Source organism: Soonwooa sp. (assembly GCF_032062245.1).
GTDB lineage: Bacteria > Bacteroidota > Bacteroidia > Flavobacteriales > Weeksellaceae > Soonwooa.
Genome location: NZ_DAMBQF010000028.1, coordinates 23,583 through 36,093 on the forward strand (window position 1 = coordinate 23,583; position 12,511 = coordinate 36,093).

At 35.3% G+C, this 12,511-nt stretch carries 11 protein-coding genes and 1 riboswitch; of the genes, 5 read left to right on the forward strand and 6 right to left on the reverse strand.

The genetic code is table 11. From position 1 onward, the window contains the following. Positions 1-129 precede the first annotated feature (129 nt). The 3 genes from mqo to RT037_RS11535 are packed head-to-tail and all read left to right on the forward strand — an operon-like array spanning position 130 to position 2,636. Positions 130-1,623, forward strand: coding sequence for a malate dehydrogenase (quinone) (gene mqo / locus RT037_RS11525; RefSeq protein WP_313031359.1), 1,494 nt, complete (start codon positions 130-132; stop codon positions 1,621-1,623). After that, complete coding sequence (locus RT037_RS11530; protein ID WP_313031363.1) at positions 1,624-2,019, forward strand: hypothetical protein; 396 nt, start codon at positions 1,624-1,626, stop codon at positions 2,017-2,019. Continuing rightward, positions 2,019-2,636, forward strand: a complete 618-nt coding sequence (locus RT037_RS11535) for a DUF1684 domain-containing protein (RefSeq protein WP_313031366.1) — start codon at positions 2,019-2,021, stop codon at positions 2,634-2,636. The genes RT037_RS11530 and RT037_RS11535 overlap by 1 nt, the downstream gene beginning before the upstream one ends. Here the strand turns inward: RT037_RS11535 and recO are convergent. The 4 genes from recO to RT037_RS11555 are packed head-to-tail and all read right to left on the reverse strand — an operon-like array spanning position 2,633 to position 7,271. After that, on the reverse strand, positions 2,633-3,322 hold the full coding sequence (gene recO / locus RT037_RS11540; RefSeq protein ID WP_313031370.1) for a DNA repair protein RecO: 690 nt from the start codon (positions 3,320-3,322) through the stop codon (positions 2,633-2,635). The two genes, RT037_RS11535 and recO, sit on opposite strands and share 4 nt — an antisense overlap. Continuing rightward, positions 3,322-5,565: a T9SS type A sorting domain-containing protein gene (locus tag RT037_RS11545; RefSeq protein WP_313031375.1), complete on the reverse strand. Its 2,244-nt coding sequence runs from the start codon at positions 5,563-5,565 to the stop codon at positions 3,322-3,324. Before RT037_RS11545 ends, recO begins: the two co-directional genes overlap by 1 nt. Position 5,566: 1 nt before the next feature. Then, positions 5,567-6,517 carry a metallophosphatase gene (locus RT037_RS11550; RefSeq protein WP_313031379.1) on the reverse strand — a complete coding sequence of 317 codons (951 nt, stop codon included), beginning with the start codon at positions 6,515-6,517 and terminating at the stop codon, positions 5,567-5,569. 7 nt (positions 6,518-6,524) lie between these two features. Further along, positions 6,525-7,271: a 5'-nucleotidase gene (locus RT037_RS11555; RefSeq protein WP_312322679.1), complete on the reverse strand. Its 747-nt coding sequence runs from the start codon at positions 7,269-7,271 to the stop codon at positions 6,525-6,527. 162 nt (positions 7,272-7,433) lie between these two features. Here RT037_RS11555 and dapA point away from each other — a divergent pair, with 162 nt between their 5' ends. Further along, complete coding sequence (gene dapA / locus RT037_RS11560) at positions 7,434-8,306, forward strand: 4-hydroxy-tetrahydrodipicolinate synthase (protein ID WP_312322680.1); 873 nt, start codon at positions 7,434-7,436, stop codon at positions 8,304-8,306. A 34-nt stretch (positions 8,307-8,340) separates the two neighbouring features. Then, positions 8,341-8,835: a GNAT family N-acetyltransferase gene (locus tag RT037_RS11565; RefSeq protein WP_312322681.1), complete on the forward strand. Its 495-nt coding sequence runs from the start codon at positions 8,341-8,343 to the stop codon at positions 8,833-8,835. Here the strand turns inward: RT037_RS11565 and RT037_RS11570 are convergent. Continuing rightward, positions 8,811-10,127 (reverse strand): Na+/H+ antiporter NhaC family protein, encoded by a 1,317-nt coding sequence (locus tag RT037_RS11570; RefSeq protein ID WP_312322682.1) that lies wholly within the window; start codon positions 10,125-10,127, stop codon positions 8,811-8,813. The two genes, RT037_RS11565 and RT037_RS11570, sit on opposite strands and share 25 nt — an antisense overlap. A gap of 30 nt (positions 10,128-10,157) precedes the next feature. Further along, positions 10,158-10,250, reverse strand: a riboswitch (SAM-I-IV-variant riboswitch). A 38-nt stretch (positions 10,251-10,288) separates the two neighbouring features. Beyond that, entirely contained in the window at positions 10,289-12,376 is a 2,088-nt protein-coding gene (recG, locus tag RT037_RS11575; RefSeq protein ID WP_313031384.1) for an ATP-dependent DNA helicase RecG, read from the reverse strand. Positions 12,377-12,511 lie beyond the last annotated feature (135 nt).

Consider the following 12,511-nt stretch of genomic DNA (forward strand, 5'->3'; position numbering starts at 1 on the left):
AAACTGACTAAACTTGGCCGTAAATTTACGAAAATATTTTTCAAGATTTTGGGCAAATTCGTTACCGAAAATGCCCTTGTTGGTATGATATTTTCTGCAAACTTTTGCAATAAACAATTATACTATATAATGGATACTCCCAAACCAAAATACGACCTTGTACTAATAGGCGGTGGTATTATGAGTGCAACATTGGGGACAATTGTCCACCAATTAGAACCCAATCTTAAAGTAGCAATTTTTGAACGACTAGATGACGTCGCTAAAGAAAGTTCTGACGCTTGGAATAACGCTGGTACAGGACATTCAGCCTTTTGTGAACTTAACTATACGCCAGAGAAAAAAGATGGTAGTATTGATATCAAAAAAGCAGAAAAAATTGCTGAACAGTTTGAAATTTCAAAACAATTTTGGTCTTATCTTATCGATAAAGGACTCATTTCTAATCCTAAAGATTTTATCAATTCTTGTCCGCACATGAGTTTTGTTTTTGGCGATCGTGATGTGGATTATCTACGTCGTCGTCACGAGGCGATGACACAATCTCACCTTTTTGAAGGGATGAAATTCTCTGACAATCATAGCCAACTTCAAGAATGGGTGCCGTTGATTATGAGAAAAAGAAGTGCGCAAGACAAATTAGCCGCGACTAAAATGGATTTGGGAACAGATGTTAATTTTGGCGCTTTAACTAAAAAATTATTTAATCATCTTCAAGAAGACAGTAGCGTTGAGGTTTTTACGTACCACGAAGTTAAAGATATTGATCTTAAAGATGACGGTGAATGGCGTATAAAAGTAAAAGATAGAAAAAATCTTCACACGCAGGAAGTTGATGCAAGATTTGTTTTCATCGGAGCTGGCGGTTATGCTTTGCCGCTTTTGGATAGTTCTGATATCGAAGAAAGTCAAGGCTATGGCGGTTTCCCAGTTAGTGGGCAATGGTTGGTGACTCACAACCCAGAATTAATTGCGCAGCACAAAGTTAAAGCTTATACGCAAGCAACAGTTGATGCGCCGCCAATGTCCGTTCCGCATTTGGATTTAAGAATTATTGATGGTCAAGAAGCGCTTTTATTTGGGCCTTTCGCAGGTTTTTCAACTAAATTTTTAAAGGAAGGAAGTTATCTAGATTTACCAGAAAGTGTCAATTTCAAGAACATACGTTCGTTGTTTGGAGCTTGGTGGCATAATTTGCCGTTGACAAGATATCTTATTCAGCAAGTTGCAATGACCAAGTCTCAACGTCTAGCGCATTTGAGAGATTTTATTAAAGATGCAAAAGAAGAAGATTGGGAATTAAAAGTTGCTGGACAACGTGTTCAGGTTATTAAAAAAGATGCAAAAGATGGTGGTAAGTTAGAGTTTGGGACCGAAGTTGTTGTTAACAAAAACGGAACAATCGCCTCATTACTTGGTGCTTCGCCAGGTGCAAGTACATCTGTCTATGCAATGTTGGATGTTTTGGAACGTTGTTTCCCTGACAGAATGACAGACGGAGGAAAATGGAGTTCTAAGATTAAAGAAATGATCCCAAGCTATGGTGTTTCTTTGGCGACAGATAAAAATTTGACAGAAAAAGTTCGTAATTTTAGCAAAGCTAAGCTAGAACTTGATTATTAAATGAACACTATCAAAACCAAACCTTTTATCGATGCATCGCTAAAAGAAGCGAACAAAGAATTGCACTTGATGGACAAGATTGTGATTGTGCATTGTCGTTTTCAATCGGTTGGTTTTTTTGAGGAGAAAATAAGAATTTGGCAGTCAACTTTTTTGTATGACGATGCCAATTCTAATCTGCTAAGTGAATTAATTCATTGTGAAAATATAAGTTATTACCCGGAATGGACAGATGTGCCGCCGGGTAAAACTTTTTTATTTACTTTGTATTTTTCGGGATTGCCACCGGATTGTAAGAGTTTTACACTTGCAGAAATTATTCCCGAATCTAATGGATTTTTTGTTCCAAATATCAAACGGAACAAAAGCGATGTCTACAACATAATTATTGATTGATGAAATATTTTTTAGTGCTTTTAATGCTTTTTGGATTTTTAAACATTAATGGACAATCTACAAAAGATTGGAAAAAGAGTGTTTTAGATTTTAAAAAAGAATTAAATAGAGAATATAAAACTGAGGGTGAATCGCCTTTGAGGGGCGATAATTTTACAAAGTTTACTGAACATCCTTTTTTCCCAATTAGTAAAAAATACAGAATTGTTGCAAGACTTGAGAAATCAACATCTGACCAAAAATTAATAATGCCAACATCTTCTGGAAAATCAAAATCTTTTACAGAATATGGAAAAGCATATTTTAAACTTAATGGAAAAGATTTGGTGGTGACTTTATATACAAATGATGCTTTGCAAACTAATCCCGAATATGTTAATCATGTATTTATGCCTTTTGGAGATTTAACAAATAGCAAGCAAACTTACGGTGGTGGACGTTATATAGATTTAGAAAAAACGGACAAAAATACTATTGTTATTGACTTTAATAAAGCTTATCAGCCGTATTGTGCTTATAATGCGTTCGATTATAGTTGTCCTTTAATTCCGACCGAAAATATTTTAGATGTTGCGATTAAAGCTGGCGTAAAGTATAATGATGTGTACCATCATTAAAAAATATCTTGAATAATTTCTAAGGATTTTGGTGTTTTAAAATCGACAAAATGGAAATGATAGTATACCAAAAGACTATCTAAAAACTTTTGCCTTTGTTCTCGATTTAGGATTAAATCGTAAGGATTTTCTTTATTTAGATAGGCTTTCCAAGTCATAGAATTCTCCTTGTCAAAAAGATAATGAACCTCCGAATTTCCAAAATTTCCTGTCTCGGGATTAAGATAATTGGCTTCACTTTCTAATGGCGCCCAACCTTGGATTTTGATAATTTTAAGCATCAAAACCAAATGCGCTTGCATATTGGATAATTCTACTTCCTGTAGAAATTCAGCAATGACAGTATAAAGCTTTGGATGTGCTTCGTTTTCGTGTCTAAGAATTTGATTTAGTAAATCTGCAACAAAAAAGATAACGGCGTTGGCTTTTATGTCTTGGTATAAATCCTTTTTAGAAACCGATTCGATATTCGAAGCAATCAACAATTCGGTATTGAATTTTCCTTTATTTGTAGAGAGTTGCAACTCATTCAACGGAAAAAGATAGGCTTTTTTCTTGTTCTTAACAGAGTATATTCCTCTGATATAAAAGCTAAGATAAGCACTTTCTTCCGTGTAACAACGGAGAATAGCATCGCTGTCGCCATATCTGATGTATGACAGAAGAAAGCCCTTATAAGAATTCATTAATTAACGATCGCGATTTTTGCAGTTTTGGTATCGGTACCGTCAGCATTTGTCATCAAAACAAAGTAAATACCTGAAGCAACACGAGATCCTTTTTGGTTGTTAAGATTCCATTCGTAATAACCACCTCTTGCCACAGCGCTATGTACGACATTACCTGCAGCATCAGTAATTCTGATATTTGTTTTTTCAGCTAAACCTTTGATACGGACATTTCCTTTATAGCTTGCATAAATTACAGGATTAGGATATACCACAACATTACCGAAATTTTCGTTAACGTCAGCTACATCACCTTGATATACCATTAAACCTTCGGAACTCGCAAAATATACTTTACCAGTTTTCTCATCGATTTGAATATCTGTAATATTGTCGGATGGGAGCGGTGAGTTGGCTTTAGTAAAATGTAAATAAGTTTGTTCTCCACTTGAGCTTAGGTAATATACGCCTCCACCTCGTACAGATATCCATTTTTGATTCCCAGAGTCTACCGAAATTTGAAGTATTTCAGAATCTCTAAATAACTCTTCGCCAATTCCATTTTGTTCGATTATTATTGGCTCCGTTTGTGGTTTTGTATCTCCAAAAGCATCTCTAGGATTAGCAAGGACTCTTATTCCTTTCTGTCCTCCTATCCATACATTTTCATTTTTGTCTATTGCTGCAGAAATTGCATCGCTCGTTGCAAGATTGTTTTCTTTGGTTAAGAATTTTATTGGATTGGATGATGCCCCGGGTTGTGTCCCATAATCATACATTACTAGACCTCCTGCGCCTTCTCGAGGGCAAGGTATATAAAGTATATTATCTTTTGTCATAGGTTTTTGTGCTCTATTTCCATTGACTAATCGAATTGTTGAAAAATTGTCACTAGATCTATTGTAATAATAATATCCAACATAACCAACTAACGGGTCGTTATAGAACAAGGTACTAATACTAGCAAATAAGTTATTTTTGTCATCGAAAGTAAGTCCCGTAGGTCTATTATACCCAGAGCTCCCATCAGTAGTCATGTAGGATTTAACAAATTGATTATTTTTCATTTTGTAAATACCTTTGTGCGTATTAACCATCGAATAATTCACGAAAAACACTTCGCTCATATCATTCGGATTTGGTGTAACATCCATAATATTAAAAACTATTGGATTGTTAATGAAATAATCAGGATAATTCCATTTTTGACCATCAAAATGATAATAACCTAATCCATTAGGAGTTGGTACGTCGTATTCGGATCTTGAGCCTGATGAAACCCAAATTTGATTATTAAGTAGGCTTACTTTATATGAAAAATTATTATAAGGTCCATCAGGTCTGAAGCTTGATTTGCTTTCATTTAATAAACCATTTAGTTTTGTTGCTGAAAATATCTGATTATTAAATACATAGCCAGAATTAAGTTCTTCTGTGAAATCAATTGTTTTTTGTAATGCACCAGTTTTAGTAAAGCTGTATAGTTTTGAATTATCAGCAACAATAATGTTCTGATCTGTTATGACAACATCTTTCACATTACTAAAACTTTGTGGTAAAGCCGTAGTTGATGTGACATTGTTACCAAATCTTACTTGATTTGCAGTGGAATACGCAATAAGATCTTTTGATGCTATATTTGTAAAACTACCTGTAGATTGAGTTGTCCATGTATTGTAAACAGGGAATGTCGTGTCTATCGTATGTGTTAGAAGTCCATTTTGAGTGGCAACAACGACTTTATCGTTAAAAATTCCAGCTTCTAAAGCCGCATTATATGCCCCTCCAGTATTAAAAAATGCTGTATCCCCAAATTCTCTTTTATCCAAATTAAAAATAGAAACACCGTAACCTACAGAAATAACTGCTTTATTACCAGAAATCGAAATATGATTAATTTTTTTATCACCTAAATACCCATTGGCAATAGGAATATCCATAATCAGAAAAACGCCTTCAGGTGTAATAACATCCATTGCCCCAGATTTGTAACCAACAAGTCCGATTTTAGTCTCAGGGTTGTAATCAAAAGCAGTAATTTTTACTTCGTGAAGTCCATTGGCTTTCGATAATTTACTAACTTCCCCAGACGTTGGGTTGTAGTAGAAAATTCCGTTTTCTGTCGCAGCTATTAGCTTTTGCCCATCATCTCTAATGGCTAATACATTATTATATGAAAACAAATCACTCCATCTAGAAGTGTTTTGAGCATTAAATGCTGCAATAGACAGCATGGATGTTAATAATAAAGCTTTTCTCATATTACGCAATTATGCTTTCATCTATAACTTGATTTATCCAAGAAATATTTTTCACGCTTTTATCTTTATTGAAATAAAAATCTATTCGACCTAACAAAAGTCCCGCCCAACCAACTTGGTTAACCAACACTTTTTTTCCTTCACTATTATTCAAAACCTGTGGCTCAGGAAGAAAAGTATGTGTGTGACCTCCTAAAATGAGATCGATACCAGATGTCTTTTTTGCTAAGATCAAATCGGACATTTTTTCGGGTTCTTTTTCGTAATCGTAGCCAAGGTGCGAAAGGCAAATCACCAAGTCACATTTTTTTTCATGTCTTAAAAACTGGCTGTATTGCTGAGCAATTTCGATTGGATTAATATATTCCGTTTCTTGATAATTGGCTTTTCCAACCAAACCTTTTAGCTCAACACCGACTCCGAAAATTCCGACTTTTATGCCGTTTTTGTCAAATATTTTATAGGATTCTGTTTTGCCGTCTAAAATAGTATTTTTAAAGTTATAATTTGAGCAAATAAATGGAAATTTTGCATTTGGTAAAACTTTAAGAAAACCTTCTATTCCATTATCAAAATCGTGGTTCCCCATTGTCGACGCATCGTACTTCATCATACTCATTAGTTTAAACTCCAATTCGCCACCGAAAAAATTGAAATATGGCGTCCCTTGGAAGATATCTCCAGAGTCTAAAAGTAAAAGGTTATTTTCTTGATTTCTAATTTGTTGTACCAAACTCGCTCGTCTTGCAAAACCTCCCTGATTCGGATTTTTTGAATAAGATGCATCAAAAGGCTCAATACGACTATGTTGGTCGTTGGTATGTAAGATTGTAAGTTTGATATTTTGCGATAGAGTAGGTTTCGTAAACGTATTTGCTAAAACTAAATTAGGCGTTAAACTAAGTCCTAAACTACCTGCACCAATATATTTTAAAAATTCTTTTCTTTTCATAACATAATTATTTTAGGTCAAGACGCAGATCTGCAGGGACTTTAACTTCTTTATTTTCTTTAAACTTTTCTATGAAAAGTTCTCGTAATTTGATACCTGTGCCGATCATTTCTCCTTTCCCGAAAAAGTACATTCTGTCGCCGCCCATTGCTAGATAATCGGAAGTTGCGATGTAGTAAGTTTTGTCTTTCTCAATTTTTTGCCCAGAAATAAGTCCAGTTTTTATATTATTTCCTTGCGTAATAATCGTGATGTGAGAAACTGGATTATTCGTTTTTTCCTTAAGATAATAGTCAAACAGTCCTTGTAAATCGCTTCCTTTTAATTTAACAATAACAACTTCATTTTCAAAAGGCATTACTTCAAAAATTTGTTTTATCGTAATATCACCTGCGGGAATTATCGTTCGGATGCCACCAATATTGATAACAGCGCCATCGATGTTTGGGATGTTGTTAGCCTTTGCCCAAGCCAATGCGCCTTCGTATGTATAATCTGTGAGAAGATTTCCCAAATTGCTGTTGTCACCAGCTTTGTTAAGCTCCACAGAAGTGTGAGAAATTTTAATATTCATCTGCTTCTCAAGTTCGTTTTTGTAGGGCGCAATTACTTCCTTGAAAGTTGCATCATCATTAATGTTACTATCAATAACAATGTTTTGATGTGCTTGGATATTACTAATGTTTTGGCGCGATGTACAAGCAGTTAGCAAAGCTAAAGTCGCTCCTAAAACATATATCTGAAACCTCTTCATATATCTTTTAACTTTAAAAAAGCAAAGCTAAGAATTTTTTGCGAGGCGCATTGTTTAGAAAATGTTAGGTTATAGCTAACAAATTTTGATTTTTTTCAGATTAAATTTAATTAAAGAATCAAACAAAAACTTTAACTTTACAAGTAAATTCTAATTTAAGATATGAGCAATTTAAAAGGTGTAGGTGTTGCGTTGGTAACGCCCTTTAATGAAGATTTATCGATAGATTTCGATTCTCTAACAAAGTTAGTGGATTACAATATCGATAACGGAACTAACTATCTTGTGGTTCTTGGCACAACGGCTGAGGCTGCAACACTTTCTAATGACGAGAAGAAACAGGTTGTTGAGCATATCATAAAGGTGAATAATAAACGTGTGCCGCTAGTTCTTGGGATTGGTGGTAACAACACGATGGAAGTTGTTAAACAAATCGAGGAGACAGATTTATCAGATTTTGAGGCGGTTCTTTCGGTTTCTCCATATTATAACAAGCCAAATCAGGAAGGACTTTATCAACATTATAAAGCAATTGCTGCGACTGGTAAAAATATTATCATCTACAATGTTCCGTCAAGAACGGGGCAAAATATCGAAGCAGATACGACTTTAAGATTAGCTAAAGAATTCCCGAATTTGATTATGATTAAAGAAGCGGCGCCCAATATTCTGCAATATTTTGATATTGTGAGAAAAAAAACTGCTAATTTTAATTTGGTTTCGGGTGATGATGAATATACGCTTCCAGTAACATTGGCTGGTGGTAATGGCGTGATCTCGGTAATTGGACAAGCTTATCCAAAAGAGTTTTCGAGGATGGTACAACTAGCTTTCGATGGTAAAGTTAAAGAAGCCTACGACATCCATAACAAGTTGGTGGACATCACAAGACTAATTTTTGCAGAAGGAAATCCTTGCGGTGTTAAAACTATTCTTGCAGAAATGGGAATTATTAAAAATACTTTGAGATTACCCTTAACAAAAGCTTCGGAAGGTCTACAAGATAGGATCAAAGCTGAAATGAAAAATATATAATTAAGTGGGCTTCGGCCCATTTTTTATTTTAAATATGATTACAACTAAACCTGCAACGCAATTCGATATCGAGTTGATACAGAAGCTTGCCAGAATTTCTTGGGAAGACACTTACTCAAAGATTTTATCAAAAGAGCAGTTAGAATATATGCTCGATATGATGTATACTGAAAATGCAATTTTAGAACATTTTCAAAATCCTAATTATCATTATTTTTTAATATTTGATGATGAAACGCCTTTGGGATTTGTTGGTTTCGAACATCATTTAGAACCTAACACAACCAAGTTGCATCGCATTTATCTTGTGCCAGAAGCTAAAGGAAAAGGCGCTGGAAAATTTGGTCTTAATCTCGTTAAAAAACATACCCAATCCGTGGGAGATAATCGTATTATTTTAACAGTGAATAAAAATAATGTTGCGCGTCAATTTTACGAATCTCAAAACTACAAAGTCTACGGCGAAGCAGTTTTCGATATTGGAAGTGGTTATGTAATGGACGATTATTTAATGGAATTTAATTTATAAGTTTGATTTCTATTCAAGAAAATAAATACTAAAACGCAAATCAAAAGCAACCAAATATAATAAGATTGGCTAATAAGTTGGATGTAGTCAATCTTATTTTTTCCAAAGCTCACCAAGATTAATACCTGCGCACCGTACGGAATAATACCTTGGATAATACATGAGAAAATGTCCAATACCGAAGCCATTTTTCGAGGTTCAAACTCATAATGCTCAGAAATTGGTTTTGCAACTTTTCCCGTTATCAAAATCGCAATCGTATTATTTGCAATACAAGCATCAACAAGACTTACCAAAACGCCCATTCCCAACATTGCAGAAAATCTCGATTTTATCGATTTTAAAATTTTATTTAAAAGAAATCGTATACCACCCGCATATTCGATAATTGCAGCTAAACCGCCTGTTAATAAGGATAGAAGGAATATCTCAGTCATCGAAGTAAAACCATTATAACTTTCCTTTGCAAAACTTAACAAGTCCATACTGTTATTTGATAGACCGATAATTCCTGACACGACAACACCAATTAATAAAACGAAAAAAACATCAACGCCTGCAAATGCCAAACCTATAACCAAAATGTACGGAATTAAAAGATAAAAACTGCCGCTTTGTCTAGATAAATCCTGTATTTGGGTAACTTCCGAATTATTAAAAAGTAGAATAAAAATCGTTATTAAAAATGCTGGCGCTGCAATCCAAAGATTAGTTCGGAATTTATCAGACATTTTACTTCCCAAAGATTGTGCAGCAGCAATTGTCGTGTCAGAAATCACCGAAAGATTATCTCCAAACATTGCGCCTGTCAATAGTGACGCTGCGATGAGGTTAACATCGGCGCCACTTTTTGTTGCCAATTCGATAGCGATGGGACCAAGTGCTACAATGCTGCCAACCGAAGTACCGGACGCCAAAGATAAAAACGAAGCCAATATAAAAATACCAAGCGCAATATAATTAACAGGAATATATTCTAAACCTAAATTTACGATAGCATCAACGCTTCCCGACGCTTTAGAAACGGTAGAAAACGCGCCTGCCAAAAGATAAATAACGCACATAGTTAACACATTTTTATCACCCAAACCTTTCAGAAATTCGTCCATTTTTGTTTTAAATGGAAGTTTGATGATTAGAAAAGCAGTGATAATTCCTAGTGCCATGGCAATAGGAGAGGGCAAGGCATAAAAGTCGTTAAGATAAATTCCTGCTCCTAAAAAACTTAGGACAAATACTAAAAAAGGAATCAAGCTGATAAAGCTTTCGCGAGGTTTATGTTCTGTTGTCATACGTCGTTATTTGGCGAAGTCAGCAGAAGATAGTGCAACATTTTTTCCAAAAATTGGCTTATCGTTTTAGCACCTTGCTTGTTTTGCAGGTTGCTACCTCTGCTGAGGTTCGTGATAAAAGTGTGACAAAAATAGGTGTAAAAACTTAAAGTACCAAATCGTTACGAAATCTTAGACCATTTGTTTTTGCCTTTATATTGTCTAATGTAGAAGTTTTTCATGCTTTGATGATTGGGATGGACAAGAAGTGCATCTTTCTCTAAAAGTTGTTCTACAGCGAGTTTCGCCAATTTTATAATTTGCGAATCCGTCATGAGGTTTAACTTTTTAAAATCGACAACACCACTTTGTTGTGTCCCCAAAATGTCGCCTGGACCTCGAAGTTCCATATCAACTTCGGAGATTTTGAAACCGTCATTGGTTTCGCACATCGTTTTGATGCGTTTGCGACTTTCCGCAGAAAGTTTGTCAGACGTCATCAAGATACAATAACTCTGTTCAGCGCCTCGACCAACGCGTCCACGCAGCTGATGAAGTTGAGAAAGTCCAAATCTTTCGGCGCTTTCGATAACCATAACTGAGGCATTCGGGACATTAACGCCAACTTCGATAACGGTTGTTGCAACCATAATTTGTGCGTTTCCCGAAGCAAAATATTGCATCGCTTGGTCTTTTTCATCGGGCTTCATTCGGCCATGAAGCATTGCGATATTATAACTTTTGAAATGGTTAAGAATATGGTCAAAACCATCCTGTAAGTTTTTGTAGTCTAAAGTTTCAGATTCTTCGATTAATGGATAAACGAAATAAACTTGACGTCCTTTTTTTAACTCTTCGTGGCAAAAGTTGTAAACATAAGCGCGGTCTTTTTCGCGACGGTGTGCTGTGACAATAGGTTTTCTACCAACTGGCATTTCGTCAATCACGGATACATCAAGGTCAGAATAAAAACTCATCGCCAAAGTTCTTGGGATTGGCGTTGCCGTCATCACCAAAATATGTGGCGGAATTTTGTTCTTCGCCCAAAGTTTGGCGCGTTGTGCTACACCAAAGCGATGCTGCTCATCAATAATTACCAATCCTAAATTTTTGAACTGTACGATGTCTTCCAAAACGGCGTGCGTCCCAATCAAAATGGAAAGTTCACCAGATAATAATTCTTCGTGGATGATTTTTCGTTCTGACGTTTTGGTAGAACCTGTCAGCAATTTGACTTTAACATTAGAATCTTTTAATAAATCCTGAATGGAATTAAAATGTTGTTGCGCCAAAATCTCAGTCGGTGCCATCATACAACTTTGGAAATTATTATCCATCGCAATTAACATCGTCAAAAGTGCAACCATCGTTTTACCCGATCCAACATCGCCTTGTAACAAGCGATTCATTTGGGTGGAGCGCTTCATATCGGTTCGGATTTCTTTGAGAACGCGTTTTTGAGCGCCCGTCAAATCAAAAGGTAAATTATTGCTATAAAAATTATTAAAATAATCGCCAACAATCGGAAATGGATTTCCGATGGATTTGGTGTGTTGATGTAGTTTTTTCAAACCAAAACCTAACTGGAAAAAGAAAGCTTCCTCGAATTTTATTCGGCGGTTGGCTTGTTGTGCCAACTGTGGATTTTGAGGGAAATGTATGTTGTAAAATGCATCTAATCTTCCTAAAAGTTTTAAAGCTTTTATTAAATTTTCGGGGAGATTTTCGTCGATTAATTGTGGCAGGTTTTTTAGAATTTCATAGATAACATTCTGAAACAACTTATTGTTAATGCCTCTTTTGGTGAGTTTTTCGCTGCTGGAATAGACGGGAAGCAAAGTGCCAGAAATGGCTTTTGCTTCGTCGGTTTCTATTTCGGGATGTGGCATCGAAAAGCTATTGTTGAAAGCTTGTATTTTTCCAAAGATAAATAGGTCTTTGCTGACTGGGATGCTTTCTTTCATCCATTTGCTGTAGCGAAACCAAACCAAATCGATTGTTCCTGTTTGGTCGCGGAATTTTGCGCTCAGTCGTTTTCCTTTTGGTGAAACGACTTCTTGGATGTCTGTAATTTTTCCTTTTAATTGAATGTCAATATCCAAACTCGGACTTAGTTCTGAAACGGTATAGATTTTTGATTTGTCGATATACCGAATCGGGTAGAAGTTGATAAAGTCTTCCAAATTGTGAATGCCCAACACATTTTTGATGAGTTTGGCGCGTTCGGTTCCGATACCTTTTATAAATTCTATGGGCGTGTCTAGATTCAAAGTTTTAACGAAAAATCAAGTGGCAATTTAAGCTTTTTTGAAGGGATTAAAAAATGAAATTGGATGACAAATTTTCTACACTAGCCCCGATGTTCTATGTTAATCTGCAAATTTTTCAGGTTAAAATTTTTAATT